Source organism: Methylomonas sp., from assembly GCF_023228165.1.
Lineage (GTDB): Bacteria > Pseudomonadota > Gammaproteobacteria > Methylococcales > Methylomonadaceae > Methylomonas.
This window is the reverse complement of record NZ_JALOBS010000009.1, coordinates 68832-91008: the sequence shown is the minus strand read 5'-3', so window position 1 is coordinate 91008 and position 22177 is coordinate 68832. Positions and strand designations below refer to the sequence as shown.

The window sequence follows — 22177 nt, the reverse complement described above, 5'->3', positions numbered from 1 at the left end:
TAAAAAATAACTTTGGAGGTAGACTATGGCGTTAATCACTTGGACTGCGGAACAATACGGCACTAATGTCGGATTTGCCGATCAAGAACATCAAACTTTGTTCGGATTGTTAAATAAAGTGTACGACGATGCAACCGGTGGCGCGGCGCGCGGCGTAATTGGTGCTTCGTTGGATGCATTAATAGCCTATGTTGTTGAGCATTTCGCTCATGAAGAGAAAGAAATGATGGCTAAAGGTTTTAGCGGATACGAGCGCCATAAAGCCGAACATGATGCCCTAGTGGGAATTTGTGCGGATTTACAGAAAAAGTTTCATGCGGGCGAGGCTGACGTGACGGATGAAGTCGGTCAGATGGTAAAAAGCTGGTTGGATAGTCATATCCCTACTTTTGATAAGGCTTATTCGTCGGCGTTACAGTAATAGATAGTTTTATTTTAAGAAATAAAGGCCTGCGAATAGGCATATTCGCGGGCCTTTTTTATGTATTTGACGTGTCTGGAAAAGCTCTTCTGGTTAAGCGGAGAGTCATAGGTTAAAATTAACCGGTTAATTCGTGATAAAAATCGGTAAAAGGAACAGTTGTCTGTCTGATTGCAGGCTGCAAAATTACAATAAGATTTACGCATACAAGTTTATAACTACAATCGAGGAGGCTGCTCCGTGAAGAAAACAAAGCAACTGCTCGCGTGTTTGGTTTTGATGGCCTTAGGTCTCGGGACTGCGCATGCGGACTACACTCTTAACCTGGTACAAGGGGTGACGCAACTCAGTCATGAAGTATATGATTTGCATATGCTCATCCTGTGGATCTGCGTGTTTATCGGTATTGGTGTATTCGGCACCATGTTCTACTCGATATTTCATCATCGTAAATCCAAAGGACATCAAGCAGCCTCGTTCCACGAGAACACCACGGTGGAGATTATTTGGACCATTATTCCGACTTTGATTCTGGTGGGCATGGCAATTCCCGCAACCAAAGCCTTAATGGATCTGGATAAAGTGCAAGAGTCCGATATGAGTATTAAGGTTACGGGTAAGCAGTGGTATTGGGATTATGAATACCTGGATAGCGGCGTCCACTTTGAAAGTCATCTGGACGAAGCCAGCGAGAAAGTTCATCGCCTTAAAGACGGCGATCCGCGCACGGTTGCCAACTATTTATTGAATGTTGACAAGCCTCTGGTCATTCCGACCAAAAAGAAAATCCGTTTTCTGTTCACAGCCGCCGATGTAATCCATTCCTGGTGGGTGCCTGATTTGGGCTGGAAAAAAGATGCCAATCCGGGTTTTATTAACGAAGCTTGGACGTCTATCGAGAATCCGGGTACTTATCGCGGACAATGTACCGAATTATGCGGTCGCGACCATGGTTTCATGCCGATAGTCGTCGTCGCGATGGAGCAGGATCGTTATGATGCCTGGGTAAAAGAAACCCTGGAAAAACAAAATCAAGCGACTGATCTAAGCGACGAAAGTCGCTCGGTATTGATGGCGAAAGGTGAATCGGTTTATTTGAAAAATTGTGTGGCCTGTCACCAGATAGACGGTAAAGGCATCGATGGTTGGTACCCTGCTTTGAGTGGTAGCGCCAAAGTCACCGGTAATATGGATCAGCTGATCGGTTTTATACAAGCCGGTACCAGCAAAATGCCTGCTTTCCGTAAATTGCCGGATGATGAATTGGCGGAGCTGATTACCTATATCAGAAACGCACCGGAATTAGGCAATAACGTGGGTGATGAAATTCAGCCTGATAAGATCACTCCTAAATGGGACGATGATGAGTAAACCCGTGGGTTTCCTTGTCCAACTCATTTTTCAATATTTATTGAGGTATTAAGTATGTCTGCTGTCGTAGCTGAACATGATGATCACCACGATCATCACGATCACGGTCCCGAGAAGGGCTTTTTAAGATGGATAATTACCACTAACCACAAAGATATCGGCACCATGTATTTGGTGTTCGCGCTAATTATGTTCTTTGTGGGCGGCACCATGGCCTTGATCATTCGTTCCGAATTGTTCGAGCCGGGTTTGCAATTCGTTGATCCACAATTCTTCAATTCCATGACTACCATGCATGCGCTGGTCATGGTCTTTGGGGCGGTGATGCCGGCTTTCGTCGGTCTGGCCAACTGGATGATTCCGATGATGATCGGTGCGCCGGATATGGCTTTGCCTCGTATGAACAACATGAGTTTCTGGATGCTGGTGGCGGGTGTTTTATTACTGGCTAGTACTTTATTTATGGAAGGCGGCGCGCCGGCAGCCGGCTGGACCTTGTATCCGCCGTTGGTGTTGCAAACCGGAAAAGCCTTTCCGTTTGCGATTTTCTCGGTTCACTTGCTGGGTATTTCGTCCATCATGGGTGCCATCAACGTGATCGCCACTATTTTCAATATGCGTGCCCCTGGCATGACGCTGATGAAAATGCCGCTGTTCGTTTGGACATGGCTGATCACTGCATTTTTGTTGATCGCCATCATGCCGGTTTTCGCCGGTGCGGTGACCATGTTGTTGACCGACCGTTTCTTCGATACCAGTTTCTTTGATGCGGCTGGTGGTGGTGACCCGGTGTTGTATCAGCATATTTTCTGGTTCTTCGGTCACCCCGAGGTATATGTAATGATTTTGCCCACCTTCGGGGTGGCTTCTACCATTATTCCGGTATTCGCCCGTAAGCCTTTGTTCGGTTATGCCTCCATGGTCTATGCGACCGGCGCGATTGCCTTCTTGTCGTTCATCGTTTGGGCTCACCACATGTTCACGGTAGGCTTACCGGTTGCAGGCGAATTGTACTTTATGTATGCGACCATGCTGATCGCGATTCCGACCGGAGTTAAAGTGTTTAACTGGACCGCCACCATGTGGAAAGGCTCCATGACCTTCGAAACACCGATGTTGTTCTCCATTGCTTTCGTGGTGCTGTTTACCATGGGCGGTTTTACCGGTTTGATGATGTCTGTCGCGCCGAGCGACTTTCAATATCACGATACTTATTTCATCGTGGCTCACTTTCATTACACCCTGGTTCCTGCTTCCATATTTATCCTGATGGCGGCGGGCTATTACTGGTTACCTAAATGGACCGGTCATATGTACAACGAGAAAATCGGGCAATTGCATTTCTGGTTATCGGCGATTTCGGTCAACATCCTGTTCTTCCCGCAGCATTTCTTGGGTTTAGCCGGTATGCCGCGCCGTATTCCGGATTATGCGATTCAATTTGCGGACTGGAATATGGTTTCCAGTATCGGTGCGTTCATTTACGGTTTTAGCCAGTTGTTGTTTGTATACATTGTTATCGACACCATCAGAGGCGGTACCGGTGAGAAAGTCACTGATGAGGTATGGGAAGACGCCGCTAAGCACGGTCTTGAGTGGACAGTGCCTTCCCCTGCGCCATACCACACCTTTACGACTCCACCCGCAGTCATACCAACCGAGCATTTTTAAGGTTGATAATTAATTATAGAGGCAGCATCCCTACCAGCTAAAGGTGGGGATAGCTGAATAAATGGATACTAAGAAAAAAAATATCCTGACGGCCGCGGTTTTGATTGCGGTGGCGTTAGCGATTTACGTTATGGCTGTGATGAAGGCGATGTCGCAATGAGCGATGAGTTAAGGCAGAAGAACACAAAACTGGTAAAAAAGCTGGTGATTGTGGCGCTGCTGATGTTCGGCTTTGGCTATGCTTTAGTGCCCATTTACGATGTGCTTTGCAGCATCACCGGGCAGAACGCTAAATTGGAGGAATCGGTCGAGACTGAGCAATCGTTTGTGGTTGATGAGAACAGAGTAGTGAACGTTGAGTTTATAACCTCTGTGAATGAATCAACTCCGCTGGATTTTCACGTGGAAACGCGCAGCATGAAAGTTCATCCGGGGCAATATTACACGGTGAACTTTTATGCCAAAAATAATTTGCCGCAGCAAATCAAAGTCCAGGCCATTCCCAGCATAACGCCGGGCCTTGCAGAAGAATTTTTTAAAAAAGTACAGTGTTTTTGTTTTGAATTACAAACTTTCGAAGCGAATGAGGAAAAATCCATGCCGGTGCGGTTTGTGGTGAATCCCATGCTACCCGAACGCTATAAAACCATTACATTGTCTTACACTTTTTTTGATAGAACTAATAACACTGAAAATTGAGAGGGGAAGGTTATGTCTACTAACGGCGCTTATTACATCCCGCATAAGGCGGTCTGGCCAGTAATGGCTACTGCTGGCTTGATGCTGATGCTGGCTGGATTTGCCAATTATTTAAACGGCTCGTCGATCGGCTCCGGTATGATGTTGACCGGCTTTGTGGCCTTTTTGGTCATGCTGGGCTTGTGGTTTGCCCTGCAGTCAACCGAGAGCGAATCCGGCATGTACAACCACGGTGTCGGTATTTCCTACCGCATGGGCATGATGTGGTTTATTTTTTCGGAAGTGATGTTTTTTGCCGTATTCTTCGGCGCACTTTGGTATGCACGGAATATTTCCATACCGCATCTGGGCGAGGGCGGCATGATCAGCGGTCCGGGACGATCCACTCACGATGTTTTATGGCCGGCGTTTGAGGCGGTATGGCCGACTAATGGTCCCGGAAAAGTTGGTGGTGACTTCGAACCCATGGGCGCATTCGGTTTGCCGTTTATCAATACCTTGCTACTGTTGTCCAGCGGGGTAACCTGTACTTGGGCACATCACGGCTTGTTGGCTAAAAACCGCGGCCAGTTGATTAAAGGTCTATTGGCAACCGTCGGCCTGGGCTTTTTGTTCGTGGCTTTCCAAGCGACCGAGTATTACGAAGCCTATCACGAGATGGGTTTGACTCTGGGTTCGGGTATCTACGGCTCAACTTTCTTCATGCTGACCGGTTTTCACGGTTTCCACGTTTGCGTGGGGGCTATTATCCTGTCAGTGGTGTTATTCAGAAGCTGGAAAGGCCACTTCACCCCGGAAAACCATTTCGCTTTCGAAGCGGCTGCTTGGTATTGGCATTTTGTTGACGTGGTTTGGTTGGGTTTGTTTATCTTCGTTTACATCTTGTAATCGCAAAAAAGCTAAAAAAGCGCGTTCCGGTCGGGGCGCGCTTTTTTTTTGCGAAAAATTTAAGGATTCGCTACCGGCTGGTTGCTGTTAAGCTCGTGGGCTTGTTGAATCCTGGCGCCGATGCCGCTGGGTTGGAATAAGCCGGTGGCAAACGCCACGAATAACAAAATAAATAAAATCAAGGATAGGCCAATACGAAAGGTTAATGCCTTTGCGGTTTTGCGGGAATGTTCTTCATCACCGTGTTTAACCAGATGGAATAAAGCCGAACCCAAGCTTGCGAGAATGGCAATAAAAATAACAACGGCAATAGTTTTTATAGTCATGGCAAATACGTAAAATAAACGGAGTACTTCATTCTGGATGATTAAAGCCATCTTGCCAATCATTTTAAGGCGCTAGTAAAGGACATTATGAAATTCAAGTTATTAAATCGGTCTTTCCAGATGTCATGGCTGGGGGTGAGTGCTTATGCGCTGATGATGCTGTTGTTATGCAGCCTGGGTGTTTGGCAACTGGGACGCGCGGAACAAAAAAAACAGATGTTGTTGCAACAGCAAGCCGCGATTGATTCAGGTGTCATTAATTTGAACCAACAGGCCGTGGCTGATGTGTCGGCGGTGCGTTATCGCAAAGCCAAGTTAACCGGACACTATGACCCTGCTCATCAATTTTTGCTGGATAACCAGATTGTGGACGGCAAGACTGGTTATTTTGTGCTGACGCCATTTCGGGTGAATGGGCGGCAGAGCGCGATTCTGATTAATCGCGGTTGGTTAGCGGTGGGTGGCGATAGAAACCAAATGCCTGATCTGACCATGCGGACGGAACCTACTGAAGTGACGGGCCGTATCAATCAATTTCCATCGGTTGGGCTGGTCTTAAAAGGCGCGGAAATCCCGACCGAAAATTGGCCGTCTGTTGTGCAAATTGTGGATAGCAAGGTGCTATCGCAAAAATTGGGCTATGAAATCGCGGCTTTCCAGATCGAGCTGGAGGCTTCGGTGGCCGACGGTTACAAAAGGGAATGGAGGATCAATGTGCCAATCCCACCTGAAAAGCATCTGGCCTATGCAGTACAATGGTTCGGTTTAGCGCTGACGTTGACCGCGCTGTTTATTTGGATAAGTATCAAAAATCGTAGTGAACACACAGCTTAAAAAAAACCGCATCATCATTTTGGTGATCTTCGCCATGTCTGTTATCCCTTTTGCCATAGCGTGGTTTTTGGCGGATAACCCCGGCAAAGTCAAATTGGGTACGAATAACGGCGAATTGATCAGCCCGCCGCTAACCACCGAAATAAGCGACTTTACCGGTTACGATAGCTTTTCGGCCGACAATATCAAACAGTTGCAAGGTCATTGGATATTGATCAATGTGCTGCAACAGCACGAGTGCCAAAAAGTCTGCCAGGAAGGCTTATATAAAACCCAGCAAATCACCTTGATGATGGGCAAGGACATAGCGCGTATTCGCCGATTGGCGGTGATCTTTAATCAGGCCGCTCAACCGCTGCCAAAACAATGGCAAGAGGATGCCCGCTTATTGAAAGTGTTGCCTGCTGAAAGGTTAAAAGCCACCATCCAGGGAATATCCGCCGCTGATCAACCCGGCGCTTTGTTGGTAATGGATCCCTTGGGTAACCTGATGATGAAATATGATCCTGGTTACGACCCCTATAAAGTCAGAAATGACTTAAGTAAGTTATTACGAATTTCACAAATCGGTTAAAAGCATGTTTAGAAAATTGAGTTTGTTTTGCGCCATTTTGGCGTTAATAGTCATTGTTATGGGCGCTTATGTGCGGCTGTCGGATGCCGGGCTGGGTTGTCCGGATTGGCCGGGCTGTTACGGTCAGGCCATGGTTAATGATAGTGCTCAGTTTAAAGCCGACGCGGAAGCCGTATTCCCCGAAAATCCACTGGACACGACTAAAGCCTGGAAAGAAATGACTCATCGCTACCTGGCCGGCGGTTTGGGTATTGTTGTGTTGATTTTATTCGCCATGGCCTGGCGTTTAACGCAGCAGCGCAGCGCCGCCATTACCTGGACCTTTGTGCTGCTGTTGCTGGTTGCATTGCAAGCCGCTCTCGGCATGTGGACCGTCCATTTAAAAGTCATGCCCTTGATCGTGATGCTGCACTTGCTAATGGGTTTTATTACTTTTTGGGCTATTAGTTGGACGTATTTACGCAGCAACCCGGACATTCAGCGCCGCTCAACCGTAGCTGGTCCAGCCTTGTTTGCGCTGCTGGGCATGTTGGTGCTTTTTCTGCAGATCGCCTTGGGGGGTTGGGTCAGCAGTAATTACGCGGCGTTGGCCTGTACCGACCTTCCGCGTTGTCAGGGTCAATGGTTGCCTGAAACTGGCTATGCCAACGCCTTTAATTTTCTTGCGCAAGACAGCAGCTCTTTATCCGCGGCCGGCAAAGTAGCAATCCATGCTTTGCATAGAGTAGGCGCGGTAATCACCTTTTTGCTGTTGTCCTGGCTGATGCTGTCAGCCACTTCGGAACAATATCCCCGATCGGTTCGCCGTTCCGGTGTGCTGTTGAGCGTGTTGTTATTGGTGCAAATTGTTATCGGCATTTTTACGGTCAAACACGGGGTGCCTTTGGCTTTGGCCGTGGCACACAATGCTTTTGCCGCATTGCTGATGTTGCCTTTGTTGGGAATATACTTTTTTAGCCGGTATGCATTGCCGGGCGAAGAGCAGGCGGAAAGCCAGGTTCTGGTCGAAATACCTGCGGAGACGCTGGAAAAGGCATTGCCTGAAGAGCCGGTATCGCTTTATTTGCGGCTGCAAACCCAGTTAAAGAAAACCCGCGGCAGCATCGGCGGGGTGTTAAGTATATTAACGGGGCAGGAGGCGGTTACACGCGATTTACTGGACGATGTAGAAGCCAATTTATTGATGGCGGATATCGGCATTGAAACCACCACGGCTATTATTCAGCATCTAAAGGAAAACCTGCAGAAAGATCAGCTTAAGGATGGCGCGATGCTCACCCAGGCTTTGAAGCAAAACCTGTTCGAAATGCTGCAACCTTGCAGCCTGCCATTACAAATATCCCGGCAAGAGGGGCCGTTTGTGATTTTGGTGGTGGGTGTCAACGGCGCGGGTAAAACCACTTCAATCGGCAAACTGGCGCATCGCCTGCAGGAACAGGGACATAGTGTGATGCTGGCTGCTGGCGATACCTTTCGCGCAGCGGCGGTAGAGCAATTGCAGGCCTGGGGGGAACGTAATAATGTGCAGGTGGTAGCGCAGCATAGCGGCGCCGATTCGGCCTCGGTGATATTCGATGCGCTGCAATCGGCTAAAGCCAAAGGTGTCGATGTACTGATTGCCGATACCGCCGGCCGGTTGCATACTAAATCCAACTTAATGGAAGAATTGTCTAAAATTAAACGCATCATGGCCAAACTGGATGCCAGTGCACCGCATGAAATATTGTTGGTGCTGGATGCCGGAACCGGACAGAACGCCTTATCGCAAGCCCGGTTATTTAACGAGGCCGTGGGCCTGACCGGTTTAGCCTTGACCAAGCTGGACGGTACCGCAAAAGGTGGGGTGATCTTCGCATTGGCCAACCAATTACGCATTCCGATCCGCTTTATTGGGGTTGGCGAAGCCAAGGAAGATCTACAAGATTTCGATGCAAAGACTTTCGTAGACGCGCTGTTTGTGACAGACTAAAACCATGTTGAGATTCGAACACGTATGCAAACGCTATCCAGATGCCAGTGACGCGCTCATCGATGTTAGTTTTCGTTTGGAGCGTGGTGAAATGGCATTCCTGACCGGTCGTTCGGGTGCCGGCAAAAGTACGCTGTTAAAGTTAATCGCCATGATGGAGCAATGCTCGCGCGGCAATGTGATGCTAGACGGCAAGGATATTACCCGCATCAGCGAACGTAAAATCCCTTATTTGCGCCGCAATCTAGGGCTGATTTTTCAGGATTACAAGCTGCTGAACGACAGAACCGTATTCGATAATGTGGCGTTACCGCTGATCGTGTCTGGTTATTCGCATCAGGATATTTCCCGACGGGTGCGGGCGGCCTTGAATAAGGTTAGTTTGTTGGGCAAGGAGAGAAAATATCCGTTGTCTCTTTCCGGCGGGGAGCAGCAACGGGTCGGCATTGCTCGCGCCATTGTCAACAAGCCGAAAATGATCCTGGCCGACGAGCCCACCGGCAACCTGGACCCGGACTTGTCCTCCGAAGTCATGCATATGTTCGAACAATTCATGCAGGTCGGTGTGACGGTGCTGATTGCCACTCACGATATCGAACTGATTCAGCGTCTTGGACATCGAGTGTTGACGCTTGATAATGGCAGGATGTTAGCGAGTTGAACATGAAACGACAAACACGCCGTAAACGTACCAGCGAGCGGTTGCTAGAAATATTTCAGGCCTATTTGTTGAACCATGCCCATGGTCTGTTTTCCAGCCTAGGTCGTCTGAGCCGGGCGCCCGTGACTTCCAGCATGACGATTTTGGTGTTGGCTGTCGCCATAGCGCTGGCGGGTTGTTTTTATATCGTGGTGGCCAACATTCAGCAATTGACCGGCAATCTGCAAGCCAGTAACCAGATGTCGCTGTTTCTGAAAGACCACGTCAATGAATCGGCCGGGCAAAAATTGGCTGACGAATTGGCGCAGCACCAGCGGATTGAAAACATCAAATTCATCGGAAAAAAACAGGCTATGGAAGAGTTCAAAGCCAATAGCGGCTTCGGCGAAGCGTTGAACGCCCTGGAAAGTAATCCTCTGCCCAATGTAATTCAGGTGTTGCCCAAGGATGTCTTGGATAACCGCGAAGCATTGGATGCGCTCATGGCGGAATTCAAACAGATGCCGCAGGTGGATTTTGTGCAGGTCGACATGCAATGGGTGGAGCGGTTGCAAGCCATCATGCGCATCGCCGGTCGCGGAGTCACCTTAGTCGGTGTGCTGCTGGGTTTTGCCGTCACCTTTATTACCGGCAACACCATTCGCTTGGAATTACACAACCGCCAAGATGAAGTGTTTATCTCCAAATTGGTCGGCGCCACCCATGCCTTTATCCAAAGACCCTTTCTGTACACCGGCTTTTGGCTGGGTTTTATTGCCGGATTTTCGGCCTGGCTGATTATCACCGTCATGTTGTTGATAGTGGAAACGCCGGTGGAAAAACTGTCCGGTTTATATAACAGTTCCTTTCAATTACTCTACTTGAGTTTTTCCGAATTCATCCTGTTATTGATGATGGCCTCGGGTCTGGCCGTGCTGGGTTCCTGGGCGGTGTTGCATTACCAGTTGCGGCAGCTTAAGCCGCAGTGATATGACATTCTGGGAAACCAAGACTTTGCGTGAAATGACTGCGGATGAATGGGAGTCGGTCTGCGATCGCTGCGGAAAATGTTGTCTGGTTAAATTGGAAGATGAAGACAGTGGTGAAATTGCTCTGACCAACGTGGCCTGTAAACTTCTCGACCTGAAAACCTGCCAGTGTACAAATTACAGTAAACGATGCTCTCTGGTGCCGGATTGCATCGATTTAAAACAGCACGACTTTGCCGAATACCAATGGCTACCGTCCACTTGCGCGTACCGGCTGTTGAGCAACGGTCAGCCGTTGCCGGATTGGCACCCGTTAAAATCGGGTAATGCGCAATCGGTGCATCAGGCCAAGATGTCGATCCGCACTTATGCCATTCAGGAATCGCCTCAAGTGGATCCTGAAGACCACATCATGGAATGGCTAAGTTAAACAGCTTCGCGCCGATTACGCGGCGATTTTTTGTCGGGTATTTTCGCTGCCGGCATGGAAATGATGCTTAATTTTTCATGCAATTGTCTTGGTAAGTGAACAATCCCGATGTCCTTACTGTCCGACTATTCATGCAATCGTCTAAACTTCTATCGTATAAGTTGATTTTATCAACGCCGAGCCGTGCGGGACGATACGCGGTTGTTTGCATGTCGAGTGGCCATTACTCAACAAATTTAATTGCATATGCGTAAAGCCAGTTCTACCCAGCAGTCTGAAATTGTCGGTTACACAGTTGTCCGCAGAGATACGGATACTAACGCAAGCCTGGAAGTGAGCGGGCAGTGGTTGCGTGATGCCCGCATCAAACCGGTGGAACAGGTAGTGGCGGAGCTTGAATCCCGGCCGGTTAAGCGACTTTCCATACTGCCGGTAGAGCTTGCGGATTGGGATAGCCGTTTACCCAGTTATCTTTTAAAAATTGCCGATTATTGCGTTGCCAAGGCGATCGAATTGGATGTCAGTGCCATGCCGCAAGGGGTACAGGATTTATTGGCTTTGGCGCGCGCGGTTCCGGAGCGCAGTGGAGCTCGCCGCCGCGAAGAACGTGCTCCCTTTTTAGCCAATGTCGGTAACAGCGTACTCAACTTGATTGAAGATAGTCGGCAACTGGTAATCTTTCTGGGCGAATTGATATTGGCTGTTGGGGAGGTGCTAAGAGGGCAGGCGCGGTTTCGGGCGCTGGATTTATTTATTTTTGTTCAGGATGCCGGCCCCAACGGCTTTCCTATAGTGTCATTGATCAGTCTGCTGGTCGGCTTGATTTTGGCGTTTGTCGGCGCTTTGCAGTTGGCTATGTTCGGCGCGCAGATTTATATCGCCGATTTGGTGGCGTTGGGCACGGTGCGCGAGATGGGGCCATTAATGACTGCAATCATCATGTCCGGCCGCACCGGCGCCGCCTATGCCGCCCAATTGGGCACCATGAACGTCAACAGCGAAATCGATGCCTTAAAAACCATGGGTATTTCACCGATGGAGTTTTTGGTGATTCCCCGAATGTTGGCCTTGGTGTTGATGATGCCTTTGTTGACTTTGTACGCCGATCTGCTGGGCATACTCGGCGGGGCGGCCGTCAGCTACGGCGCCTTCGATGTTTCGATAACTCAGTATTACCATGAAATTACCAAAGCGGTCGATATCGTCGACTTTTCGGTCGGATTCTTCAAAAGTGTCGTATTCGCGGTGCTAATTGCCATTGCCGGCTGCATGCGCGGCATGGCATGCGGTCGCAGCGCTTCCGCGGTGGGAGACGCGGCAACGGCCGCGGTGGTCGACAGCATAGTCTATATCGTGGTATCGGATTCGTTGATTACCTTGATTCTCAACCAAATGCGGATCTAGCCGGAAGCGAATTTATGACGACAGCGCACATTACGGTGGATCATTTAACCATGGCCTATGGCGATTTCGTAATTCAGCGCGATTTGAGTTTCACTATCGGCCGCGGCGAGGTATTTATCGTGATGGGCGGCAGCGGTTGCGGCAAGAGCACCTTGTTGAAGCATTTGATCGGTCTGCACCGACCCGCTAAAGGCCAGGTATATTACGATAAACAAAACTTTTGGCGGGCGGATGCCGAGCAACGCATTAAAGTCATGCGCCGAATTGGGGTTTTATACCAAAGCGGAGCGCTGTTTAGTTCATTGACGCTGGCGGAGAATATCGCCTTGCCGTTAGGCGAATTTACCGGCTTGAACAAAGCGGAAATTGCCGACATGGTGTCTTACAAGCTGGCTCTGGTGGGGTTAGCCGGGTTTGAAGATTATTATCCGGCCGAAATCAGCGGCGGCATGCAAAAGCGCGCGGGTTTAGCCAGAGCCATGGCTCTGGACCCGGAAATATTATTTTTCGACGAACCGTCCGCCGGGCTCGATCCGGTCAGCGCGCGCTTGCTGGACGATCTTATTCTCAGCTTGTGCGATACCCTGGGTACCACCATCGTGGTCGTGACGCATGAGTTAGCCAGTATTTTTGCCATAGGCACTAATTCGGTTTTCCTCGATCCGGAAAGCAAAACCATGTTGGCTACCGGCAATCCGAAAAAACTGCTGGCCGAGTCGGATGATCCGCGGATCATTCAATTTTTGACCCGAGGCGAGGGCCGTGGCGACAAACAGAAAGGAGTTTTATAACGATGAGTAAGCCTGTTAATCCGGCACTGATTGGCGGTTTTAGTTTGGGAGCCTTGGCGCTGTTGATGATTGCATTACTGGTATTTGGCGGTGGTCAGGAATTCAACGCCGACAAAATCCGCTTTGTGGTGTATTTCGATTCGTCGCTGAACGGTCTTGAGGTTGGCGCGCCGGTGAAGATGCAGGGCGTCAAGATAGGCCAGGTCAAAGAGATTGCTTTGCAATTCGATCAAAAGGGCGGCAAGATCTATAAACCGGTAGTATTGGAAATTGATCGAAATAATTTAAATAGCTCCGGCGGCGGACACATGCCGGAAAAAATGAGTTGGGATGAGCGTAAAGTCAATCGCGATAATTTGGTTGCACTTGGCATGCGGGCCAGATTGGAAACCCAGAGTCTCTTAACCGGTTTGCTGTATGTGGATCTTAACTTTTATCCCGATAAGCCGCCGATGTTCGCCAGTTTGGAATATAAGGGGCTGTTGGAAATTCCCAGCCTGCCCACTACCACGGATGAACTGCGGAATACCGCCGAAGAAGTCGCGCAAAAATTACGCGCGCTACCCTTGGATGAAATCGTACAGGACTTTGCCTCCAGCTTACGCGAAATTAAAGTCCTGTTAGCATCCGAGGATGTTAAAAAATCGCAAATTGCGCTGGCCGAGACCTTGGTTGAACTGCAGAAGTCCACTAAAACCCTGAATAAAAATCTTGAACCGATTTTGGTGCATGCCGATAAAGCCATTCTAAACAGCAACGACTTAGTCAAAGACACCCGCAGTATGGTGCAAGCGTTGCAAAAAAGCTTGCCCAGTTTATTGAGCAATTCAGATAAAACCATGCTCGCGGCAACCACTGCCTTGCAGCAAGCCGAAAGCGCTTTAAAACAAGTTGATCGGGCCGTTGGGCCGGAGTCGGCTTTGACGGACACCTTGCACGCCGTTAAGCAAGCCGCCCGCGCCGTTCGCGATTTAGGCGATTATTTGGAACGACACCCGGAAGCGTTATTGTCCGGAAAGCAGCAATAGGAAGTGATTATGATGCGATATTTAATCCGAACATGCCTGGGCTGGGCCTTATTGGCGCAAGTCGCCTGTGTCGGTTCCACGCCGCCTTCGAAGTTTTATTTACTGGAACCCATTGCCGCCACGGACGTTTCGGTATCAGGCAAACCCACTCTGGCGCTGGCGCCGGTTCGCATTCCGCATTATCTGGAGCGGGCCCAAATAGTGTCCGCCAGCGGCAAAAACACCTATCAACTGGATGAGTTGCATCGTTGGGCCGAAAGTCTTGACGACAATATAACCCGGGTGATGTTGCAAGATCTGAGTGTTCTGATGCCGGCGGACGTCGTGTTAACTAACAGTCAACGCGCCAGACAAGCTAATCTGACCCTGTCCGTCACCGTTTTAGAGTTTCATATTGATCCCGAAGGACAAGCCCGCTTGAACGCTCAGTGGCAAGCCGGGCGGGGCGGTGGGGTGGTTTTAAGCCGGCAAAGCAGCTTTAAGGTGGCGGCCGATAACGACGATGCACAATTGAGAGTCGAGGCCCTCAATCAATGTTTAACGCAACTCAATCGAGAAATGGCCACTACCTTGATGACGCTAACTGTGGATTAAAGCGCTGCTTGTCCAGGGCTGTGGAAGATGGCCTATCCGTAAAAACCATAACTGGAGCGGCGGATACGGGGGGTATCCGCTTATTTTGCCACGCGACGGCACAGCCCTGAAAGGCCGTGACATCCTGAAACAGGGTGTCGGCGGTTGATGGATTGGAAAACCCATCGAACTTTTAGCTGCCTAAGTCATACGGGCTTTGCTAGCCGTAGGTGAGCGCAGGTAGGCTGATTGCGGAATTATGTATGTACGCTAGCGCACAGACGTCGGCGGTTTCCTGTAGTAGTCTAACCATAGCTTGGTGAAAAACGCCCGGCAACCGAAATGTAAAAATCGATTAGCAAATTATCGTTAATCCGCTTTATGCAAGACGGTTTAATTTACGTGCTTGGTAAGCTTTCATGAGAAGCTTTTAGCGGCCGATCAGCAAAATTTATTCTTGCGCGCTTTTAATAACTAGATAACTGGGAAAATATATGAAAACCAAATACTTTTTGATGGCGTTGCTGTTGTCGGTGTTTTCACTAACAGCGGGAGCCGCGGGTAGTCCTCTGAACGAAAGTTTCACTAACTTGATTGCCCTATCCAACACCGCTATTGAAGTCGGTGAAACCGGAGATACGGAAGCATTTGTCGACAGTGTCAAGGTTGTCTTGACAGCAATAGGTGAACAAAACGACAAAGGCAGTTCCATTCGTTTGCAACGCGCTGACGCCAGAATGAAGAAAGCTTTAAAATCAGGTAAGGCCGGCAATTTGTCAGAAGGCATTGCCGCAATGAAGTCCGCCATTGTACAGATGGAAGCTGAAAGGAAATAAATGGCGTCAACACAAGCCGTTTTTAAAAATGGCACTTTGACAATTTCAGCACGAATGGTGATCTTATTAAATTAATGACTTCATCCGTGCTGAGTCTTTTGCGCTTCGGTTGTCGCGCGAGAGAATCCGCTTCAGAGCCTTCATCGAAATCCGGGTATGGGTAAGAGGATACTTGAATTTGATTTTATCCAGCTGATAACGCTCGCATACCCCAGCGTGCGAACCCGGTTTATCCAAACTTATGATATATACCCCCGGTTTTAGCCGACCAAACCTGATTGCTGAATTGCTGAAGTTTTCCGGCTGCCTTGCCGGCCGCTTTTGCGGCGAATGCCTGACGTCTTTGCATGGGTGCTAGGCAATTCGTTTTCTGATCAGCTAGTTGCGCCATACAGTGCCATGTCTCCCGCATCCGCGGACAAACCGCTTCCCGGCGGATAGGACGGCCATTTTGTTGTTGCCGAAGCAGTTTTATAGTCAGGATTCGTTTTAAGGCAGTCGATCGATACCCGATAATCAGCAGTGATATAGTGGTCGATTTATCGAATGCTGCTTACAGACTTCGTTGATGGTGGTGTTGCGCGAAGCTAAGCAATAGTGGAATGAAGTTTGTGATTAGACGATTAATTTATGTGCGGTGGCGTACGGACTATTCGGCTGAAGCGAGTAGCCTTTTTAATCTTGATTCCGCATACAGTAATACTTATTAACATGACTCGCCTGAATTAATAATCTTGGCCTGGTCGAATTTAATCAACGAAATAAAGGTAGGTGTGTTATGAAGGATACTTCCATGGAACAAACAGATAATGAGAAAAATTCAACTTTAAAAAAATTGGCTGCCACGGTATACCTTTGTCAGGTATTGACATTTATGTTGGCAGGTTTGCCGTTATTGATTGGGGTAGCCATTAATTTCTATAAAAAAAACGATGTGCAGGGAACTTGGGTTGAGTCTCATTTTAACTGGCAAATTAAAACCACTTGGGTTGCGCTGGCAGGGTTTGCGTTAGCCGGGTTTACCTTTAGCATGGGCTTTGGCATTTTTGTGCTGGCTATTACCATCGTTTGGATGATATACAGGATTGCAGTGGGCTGGTATGCACTAACCGATGGCAAGCCTATCGATAATCGGATCAATTGAATTCTATAAAAAATGATAAAGTCTAAAATTACCGCCGATTTAATTCAGTTTACTGCAAGGCCTTGGTGGTACACCATTCAGGGGGGGGCGATGATTGTTCTCGGAATAATCGTCGCCGCGTTGTGCATCGTTTCGCCGGATGTTTATATGTTTGGCGAAGAGGCCTCTTGGGCGCCAATTATTGGTATTGTCATATTGCTGGTTGGGGTCTTTCGTTGTATTGACGGTTTGGCTTCGGAGTATGCACAAGGGTTTTTATTTAATATGCAGGGTGGCGTACTGGATATTGTTGTCGGTATGCTGGTTACTGTCAGTAGCAATAGTAACGTCAATAATTTAAATCTTCTGATAGTAGGATATTTAGTAACGCAGGGTATCTATCGGAACATACTGCTGTCGGTTGGAGAAGTGCGCAACCCTTTGTCCAACCGGGTTACGGGATTGGTTTCAATTATACTGGGCATTATTATCTGGATAGATTCGCCTGCATCGTTGTGGTTTATTGTGTTTTCGCTGAGCGTCGATATCAGCTTTCGAGGTTGGGCTTTAATTGCCATGGCCTCGACGTTAAAAATAACCGCTGAAAATGAATTATCCGATTAGCAAGCTGCTAACGTGAAATGATAGAACAGGCCTTCCTGATCGTCTTTCCGGCCCGGAAAGTCGGAGCCCGCGACCGGGCAGCGAATCCCGGCTTCAGAACGCATCGAAACTTGACCTGCCGTGGGGCTGGATTCGGCCATTGCTCCAAGCTGTCGACCCGCTTCACCGGCGGGTCGGACGGCCATTTTGTTGCTGCTGAAGCAGCCAGCTTTATAAACGGATGAATGAACCTTGAGCACTCACATCGGTGTCGGTTCTTTCGACAAATGCGTATAAGCCGGCAGCGTTTCTAAGCGACCGTCATCCAAGGGTGTACCCACTGTAAAATGATAAATGCTCTGCCAGGCATTATCTTGTAAACCCAACACACCGTGCACCGCGTCATCGAAAAAACAACCGATACCGGTACCCCGAATACCGGCTGCTTCGGCCTCCAGATAAAGAATCTGCCCCAACAGTCCCGACTCCCAAAACAGCCGCCGATAGCGCCAGGCTTGGGCCTCGATATTGCCGGCAAAGCGGGCCAGCATGCCTAAGCTAAACGCGCTGTCGCTGGCAATCGGTTGATGACAAGACAGGGTTTTGGCGGCTTGCCGCACATTGCCCGCTACCAGTCGATAGAACTCGAAAGGCGCGTCAACCGCTTGCCAGATGAAATCCTTGGAAAACGCTTGTTTTAAAGTCGCCACATCACGCGGTTCGCGCGGTAAGAAGTGCAGGCCGGGCTCCAGAGCGTCGACCCGGTGCACAAACAACAGCATATGTATTTGCGGCGACCAGTTCCAGGCCGTAAACGGCGGCTTGGCGTTGGGTAAAAGCGCCAGCAAAATCCGCTGAAAATCGGCCAAAGGCAAAGCTTCGGCCTTTCCGTTGAAATGTTGGGCGCTGCGGCGCTGGCGTATCAAGCGGCTGGCGGGTAAATTTTGGCTGGCTGCCGGTAGCGCCAAAACCGGCATCTGTTGACGTTCAACCGCAGTGGCGGGTTTTTCTGCTGCTTTTGCCACTTCGTCGATAACCGGCCAGCGGTAAAAATGCCGACCGCTTAAGCGTTCGGCCTGCCCAAACCAGCTAGCCGTTGCATACAGTTGCGATAATTGTTCGGTATTGAAGCCGCCGGGGTTTGCTTTATTGGTATGCAAACGGCAAAGCAGATCAGGTGCTTCGTGTTCGTGTTCGACGAAGTCCTCCTGCCGGTCCAAGCCCAACCAGTGGGCAAGGTCGGCATCGCCCGTTGCGCCGAGTAGCTCTATCGACCAGCCCAAGCAAGCGGCGGCATAACTTAGCGCAGCCAAGGCATGGCCGATGTCATGTTGGCAATAGCGAAAGGCCCGCTCGCCATATTTCCAGGCTTCCCGCCAGTGGATGGACGACAAGCCGATATAACAGGCCGACTCCCTGTCGTTCGCATCAAATGTAGCGCGGCGTTCCAGATGGTGATCGTGGCTGAGGTAATGATACACGCCGGGTGGCAGCAGTTCAGCGTTGGTGCAGATCAGATAAGCTTCGGTAGGATGCAGATTGCCGCTGGAAGGGTTGCAGCGCAAGGCCCAGCGATCCGGGCCGAATTGCTTCCAGGCCGACAGACCGAAGGATAGTTCCAATAATAAGCCGAGCTTGGCCAAGGTAAGCGGCTCGGGCGTAATCAGCTCCGGTTTGTCCAGATCGGCAAACAGGCAATCCAGTTCGGCGCCCGGCGTGGGTAACGTTACCGTTTCGCAACCCTTAAAACGCCGAAACGGATTGGGCTGATCATCCCAGTCCAGCGATTCCGGACCTTTGGCATACGCATTTAATTGATGTTTGGTGCGTTGATGATAATTCAGTACGGCGTCGGCGGCGTTTTCCATGATGTCCTGGGTGTGAAGCGTTAATTATGATGGTCAAGGCTGTCATGATGACTGCCCTTCTATAATTAGGATACCAGTTCCGGCATCATCAAATCCTCTGTCCAGCAGCCGATCGGCCGGCCCAAATTCATATCCTTGTCCTCGAAGCGCACTAAAAATACGCTGCGGCTGGGATCTTCCTCCACATAACCTTTCATAACGATGACGCCGCGCGCGCCTTCTTCCGCCAGCACTTCGCCTTCCTCGCTCTCCGGCATGCTGCCGTCGTCGATGATGGTATGCGCAGCAAAAACCACATCGCCTAAATCCAAATCTTCAATATTCATGGTGTTCTCCTGTTACGGGTTTGTAGCAAAGCCGACAAAGACAGCGGGATTGTTGTTAAACGGATTGCTGATTCAAGGTGGCCGGTTGTCATGAGGCAAGATAATTCAGCGGTTTAGCTAAGATTTTCTCGCATGGCATGCCGGTTGCTTTAACTGTTTACAAGATCAATGCCAAACCGTTCAGGAGAGTTAACAATGATTACTTTAACCGATAGCGCCGTACAAGCCGTAGGTCGTTTTATCAGCAATTCCGACAAACCGACCGCGGGCCTGCGGATCGAAGTGACAGATGGCGGTTGCTCCGGTTTGTCTTACGGTTTGCGCTTGGAAGACAAGGAAGCCGCCGAAGACACCGTGATAGATTGCGGTGAAGTGAAAGTATTTGTCGATCCGGCCAGTTATCCGAAACTCGATGGTATGTCCATCGACTTTGTGGATAGCCTGGAAGGATCGGGTTTTAAATTTAGCAATCCCAACGCAGTCAAAAGCTGCGCTTGCGGCTCTTCGTTCACCACCGGCGATAACGGTGGCACCCCCAAAACCTGTTCTTAAGAAGCGGAGATTAAAGTCATGTGGGATTATTCGGATAAAGTTAAAGACCATTTTTTCAACCCTAAAAACGCCGGTGCGGTGGAAGGGGCCAATGCGATTGGCGAAGTGGGTTCCATTAGTTGCGGCGACGCATTACGGCTGACCCTGAAAGTCAATGAAGACTCCGAAGTCATCGAAGACGCCGGTTTCCAGACTTTCGGTTGCGGTTCGGCGATTGCCTCGTCTTCGGTGTTAACCGAAATCATCAAGGGTTTGACACTGGATGATGCCTTAAAAGTTACCAACCAGGATATTGCCGCGGAACTGGACGGCCTGCCGCCGGAAAAAATGCACTGCTCGGTCATGGGTCGCGAAGCGCTGCAAGCAGCGGTTGCCAACTATCGCGGCGAAGAGTGGAAAGACGATCACGAAGAAGGCGCCCTGGTGTGTAAATGTTTCGCCATCGACGCGGTGATGATCGAAGAAATGGTGTGGGCGAACAAACTACGCACCGTTGAAGACGTTACCAATTTCACCAAGGCCGGCGGCGGTTGCGCCGCCTGTCATGAAGATATCGAAGCGATTTTGGAAAAAGTCATGAAAGAACGCGGCGAAACCTTCGACCCGAGTGCGGCGCCAATTGAAAAAGTCGAAGCCAAGGCCGAGAAAAAACCGTTGACCAACCTGCAACGCATTAAGAAAATCGAGGAAGTGATTATGTCCTTCCGTCCACAATTGATGGCCGACGGCGGCGACGTCGAGTTGGTGGAAGTGATCGGCAACACTGCTTACGTGAATATGACCGGTGCCTGCAGCGGCTGCCAAATGTCGTCAATGACTATTGCCGGCATTCAACAACGCTTGATGGAAGTAATGGCTGAGTTCATCAAGGTCGTGCCTGCTTCGCAAATGCCTACTAGTGAATTGGTGAACATCAAGGAGGTTGGTCATGCCTGATATCTATCTGGATAACAACGCGACTACCAAGGTGGATAGCGTGGTGGTCGATGCGATGATTCCGTTCTTTACCGAACAGTTCGGTAATCCGTCTTCCATTCACCGTTTTGCCGACGGGGTGGCCAAGGCCATCAAGAAAGCCCGTAGCCAAGTTCAAGAGTTGATCGGCGCGGAGCATGATTCGGAAATCATTTTTACCTCGTGCGGCACCGAATCCGATTCCACGGCAATATTGTCCGCTATTAAAGCCCAGCCGAACCGTAAGGAAATCATCACCACGGCGGTTGAGCATCCGGCGATTCTGAATCTGGTGGATAATTTAGAGAAAGAAGGTTATACCATCCACCGGATGCCGGTGGATAAATGCGGACGGCTGAATCTGGACGCCTATAAAAACCTGTTATCCGATCAGGTGGCGATTGTGTCGGTCATGTGGGCCAATAATGAGACCGGGACCATTTTTCCGGTGGTGGAAATGGCCGAAATGGCCAATGCGGCCGGCGTAATGTTTCATACCGACGCCGTGCAGGCGGTCGGTAAAATTCCGATGATGTTGCAGGATACCAAGATCGATATGCTATCGATTTCCGGCCATAAATTGCATGCACCAAAAGGTATTGGCGTGTTGTATCTGCGCCGCGGAACACGTTATCGGCCCTTGCTGCGTGGTGGTCATCAGGAGCGGGGCCGTCGGGCCGGTACCGAAAACACTGCGTCCATCGTCGGTCTGGGTAAGGCTTGCGAACTGGCTATAGAGCACATGGAATACGAAAACGTTCAGGTCAAAGCCATGCGCGATCGTTTGGAGCAAGGCATCGTTGAAGCCATTCCGCATAGCTTTATCACCGGCGACTTGAACAACCGCCTGCCCAACACCACCGACATTGCCTTTGAATATATCGAAGGCGAGGCGATATTGATGTTGCTGAATAAAGCCGGCATTGCCGCTTCCAGCGGATCGGCCTGTACCTCGGGTTCCCTGGAGCCGTCTCATGTGATGCGGGCCATGGATATACCTTATACCGCTGCTCACGGCACCATCCGCTTTTCATTCTCGCGCTACAACAGTATGAGTGATGTGGATGAAGTGCTGAAAGTCATGCCGAGCATCGTCGCCACTCTGCGCAAGCTGTCGCCGTATTGGGATAGTATCAACAACGAGCCTGTTGCCGACCCGGAGCAAGCGTTTCAGCCGAGCTATGCGTAAGCTAGTTTATTTTGCTGGAGGGCGGGCCGGGTTAAACGTTAGCGTTTCCGGCCTGCCCGGCAGAAAAAATTGTGTGGCGTTTTTCAGATATCTCGACAAAAACGTCTAAAGAAAGCGT

Annotated in this window: 25 protein-coding genes; 21 read left to right on the top strand and 4 right to left on the bottom strand. The window is 49.7% G+C overall.

All coding sequences use genetic code 11. From position 1 onward, the window contains the following. Positions 1 to 25 precede the first annotated feature (25 nt). From M0R33_RS08560 to M0R33_RS08540, 5 genes are all read left to right on the top strand, one after another. On the top strand, positions 26 to 421 hold the full coding sequence (locus M0R33_RS08560; protein ID WP_292567822.1) for a bacteriohemerythrin: 396 nt from the start codon (positions 26 to 28) through the stop codon (positions 419 to 421). Positions 422 to 661: 240 nt separating this feature from the next. Then, complete coding sequence (gene coxB, locus M0R33_RS08555; RefSeq protein WP_292567820.1) at positions 662 to 1792, top strand: cytochrome c oxidase subunit II; 1131 nt, start codon at positions 662 to 664, stop codon at positions 1790 to 1792. Positions 1793 to 1846: 54 nt separating this feature from the next. Continuing rightward, positions 1847 to 3463 carry a cytochrome c oxidase subunit I gene (gene ctaD / locus M0R33_RS08550; RefSeq protein ID WP_292567818.1) on the top strand — a complete coding sequence of 539 codons (1617 nt, stop codon included), beginning with the start codon at positions 1847 to 1849 and terminating at the stop codon, positions 3461 to 3463. Between the two features lie 156 nt (positions 3464 to 3619). After that, on the top strand, positions 3620 to 4162 hold the full coding sequence (locus M0R33_RS08545) for a cytochrome c oxidase assembly protein (protein WP_292567816.1): 543 nt from the start codon (positions 3620 to 3622) through the stop codon (positions 4160 to 4162). 12 nt (positions 4163 to 4174) lie between these two features. Then, positions 4175 to 5050, top strand: a complete 876-nt coding sequence (locus tag M0R33_RS08540) for a cytochrome c oxidase subunit 3 (RefSeq protein WP_292567814.1) — start codon at positions 4175 to 4177, stop codon at positions 5048 to 5050. A 59-nt stretch (positions 5051 to 5109) separates the two neighbouring features. Here the strand turns inward: M0R33_RS08540 and M0R33_RS08535 are convergent, their stop codons facing one another. Continuing rightward, entirely contained in the window at positions 5110 to 5376 is a 267-nt protein-coding gene (locus M0R33_RS08535) for a twin transmembrane helix small protein (RefSeq protein ID WP_292567948.1), read from the bottom strand. Positions 5377 to 5463: 87 nt separating this feature from the next. Here M0R33_RS08535 and M0R33_RS08530 point away from each other — a divergent pair, with 87 nt between their 5' ends. The 13 genes from M0R33_RS08530 to M0R33_RS08470 all read left to right on the top strand — a co-directional run bounded on the left by M0R33_RS08530 (position 5464) and on the right by M0R33_RS08470 (position 17191). Next, positions 5464 to 6210: an SURF1 family protein gene (locus tag M0R33_RS08530; protein WP_292567812.1), complete on the top strand. Its 747-nt coding sequence runs from the start codon at positions 5464 to 5466 to the stop codon at positions 6208 to 6210. Then, the gene (locus M0R33_RS08525; protein WP_292567810.1) at positions 6194 to 6784 is read left to right on the top strand and encodes a hypothetical protein; all 591 of its coding nucleotides are present in this window, start codon (positions 6194 to 6196) and stop codon (positions 6782 to 6784) included. The genes M0R33_RS08530 and M0R33_RS08525 overlap by 17 nt, the downstream gene beginning before the upstream one ends. Before the next feature lie 4 nt (positions 6785 to 6788). Continuing rightward, the gene (gene ftsY, locus M0R33_RS08520; RefSeq protein ID WP_292567808.1) at positions 6789 to 8753 is read left to right on the top strand and encodes a signal recognition particle-docking protein FtsY; all 1965 of its coding nucleotides are present in this window, start codon (positions 6789 to 6791) and stop codon (positions 8751 to 8753) included. A 4-nt stretch (positions 8754 to 8757) separates the two neighbouring features. Next, positions 8758 to 9414, top strand: coding sequence for a cell division ATP-binding protein FtsE (gene ftsE, locus M0R33_RS08515; protein ID WP_292567806.1), 657 nt, complete (start codon positions 8758 to 8760; stop codon positions 9412 to 9414). A 2-nt stretch (positions 9415 to 9416) separates the two neighbouring features. After that, positions 9417 to 10382, top strand: a complete 966-nt coding sequence (gene ftsX / locus M0R33_RS08510; RefSeq protein ID WP_292567804.1) for a permease-like cell division protein FtsX — start codon at positions 9417 to 9419, stop codon at positions 10380 to 10382. A gap of 1 nt (position 10383) precedes the next feature. Beyond that, complete coding sequence (locus M0R33_RS08505) at positions 10384 to 10812, top strand: YcgN family cysteine cluster protein (protein ID WP_292567802.1); 429 nt, start codon at positions 10384 to 10386, stop codon at positions 10810 to 10812. A 246-nt stretch (positions 10813 to 11058) separates the two neighbouring features. After that, complete coding sequence (locus M0R33_RS08500; protein WP_292567800.1) at positions 11059 to 12216, top strand: ABC transporter permease; 1158 nt, start codon at positions 11059 to 11061, stop codon at positions 12214 to 12216. 14 nt (positions 12217 to 12230) lie between these two features. Continuing rightward, positions 12231 to 13007, top strand: a complete 777-nt coding sequence (locus tag M0R33_RS08495; RefSeq protein ID WP_292567798.1) for an ATP-binding cassette domain-containing protein — start codon at positions 12231 to 12233, stop codon at positions 13005 to 13007. 2 nt (positions 13008 to 13009) lie between these two features. Beyond that, positions 13010 to 14035, top strand: a complete 1026-nt coding sequence (locus tag M0R33_RS08490) for an MlaD family protein (RefSeq protein WP_292567796.1) — start codon at positions 13010 to 13012, stop codon at positions 14033 to 14035. Between the two features lie 9 nt (positions 14036 to 14044). Continuing rightward, positions 14045 to 14629 (top strand): PqiC family protein, encoded by a 585-nt coding sequence (locus M0R33_RS08485; RefSeq protein WP_292567794.1) that lies wholly within the window; start codon positions 14045 to 14047, stop codon positions 14627 to 14629. Between the two features lie 473 nt (positions 14630 to 15102). Next, a complete protein-coding gene (locus M0R33_RS08480; RefSeq protein WP_292567792.1) occupies positions 15103 to 15444 on the top strand; it encodes a hypothetical protein in 342 nt (113 codons plus the stop codon). Between the two features lie 793 nt (positions 15445 to 16237). After that, on the top strand, positions 16238 to 16588 hold the full coding sequence (locus M0R33_RS08475) for a hypothetical protein (RefSeq protein WP_292567790.1): 351 nt from the start codon (positions 16238 to 16240) through the stop codon (positions 16586 to 16588). 12 nt (positions 16589 to 16600) lie between these two features. After that, positions 16601 to 17191 (top strand): hypothetical protein, encoded by a 591-nt coding sequence (locus tag M0R33_RS08470; RefSeq protein WP_292567788.1) that lies wholly within the window; start codon positions 16601 to 16603, stop codon positions 17189 to 17191. Here the strand turns inward: M0R33_RS08470 and M0R33_RS08465 are convergent. The 3 genes from M0R33_RS08465 to M0R33_RS08455 form a co-directional block, all read right to left on the bottom strand. Continuing rightward, positions 17188 to 17376 (bottom strand): hypothetical protein, encoded by a 189-nt coding sequence (locus M0R33_RS08465; RefSeq protein WP_292567786.1) that lies wholly within the window; start codon positions 17374 to 17376, stop codon positions 17188 to 17190. The two genes, M0R33_RS08470 and M0R33_RS08465, sit on opposite strands and share 4 nt — an antisense overlap. Positions 17377 to 17430: 54 nt before the next feature. After that, the gene (locus M0R33_RS08460) at positions 17431 to 19038 is read right to left on the bottom strand and encodes a SagB/ThcOx family dehydrogenase (RefSeq protein WP_292567784.1); all 1608 of its coding nucleotides are present in this window, start codon (positions 19036 to 19038) and stop codon (positions 17431 to 17433) included. 65 nt (positions 19039 to 19103) lie between these two features. Beyond that, the gene (locus tag M0R33_RS08455; protein ID WP_292567782.1) at positions 19104 to 19364 is read right to left on the bottom strand and encodes a nitrogen fixation protein NifZ; all 261 of its coding nucleotides are present in this window, start codon (positions 19362 to 19364) and stop codon (positions 19104 to 19106) included. A 195-nt stretch (positions 19365 to 19559) separates the two neighbouring features. Here M0R33_RS08455 and M0R33_RS08450 point away from each other — a divergent pair, with 195 nt between their 5' ends. Genes M0R33_RS08450 through nifS form a run of 3 tightly spaced genes read left to right on the top strand, consistent with a single transcriptional unit; the run spans position 19560 to position 22059 of the window. Further along, the gene (locus M0R33_RS08450; protein WP_292567780.1) at positions 19560 to 19916 is read left to right on the top strand and encodes an iron-sulfur cluster assembly accessory protein; all 357 of its coding nucleotides are present in this window, start codon (positions 19560 to 19562) and stop codon (positions 19914 to 19916) included. Between the two features lie 18 nt (positions 19917 to 19934). After that, complete coding sequence (gene nifU / locus M0R33_RS08445) at positions 19935 to 20852, top strand: Fe-S cluster assembly protein NifU (RefSeq protein ID WP_292567778.1); 918 nt, start codon at positions 19935 to 19937, stop codon at positions 20850 to 20852. After that, on the top strand, positions 20845 to 22059 hold the full coding sequence (gene nifS, locus M0R33_RS08440; protein WP_292567776.1) for a cysteine desulfurase NifS: 1215 nt from the start codon (positions 20845 to 20847) through the stop codon (positions 22057 to 22059). Before nifU ends, nifS begins: the two co-directional genes overlap by 8 nt. Positions 22060 to 22177: the final 118 nt, after the last annotated feature.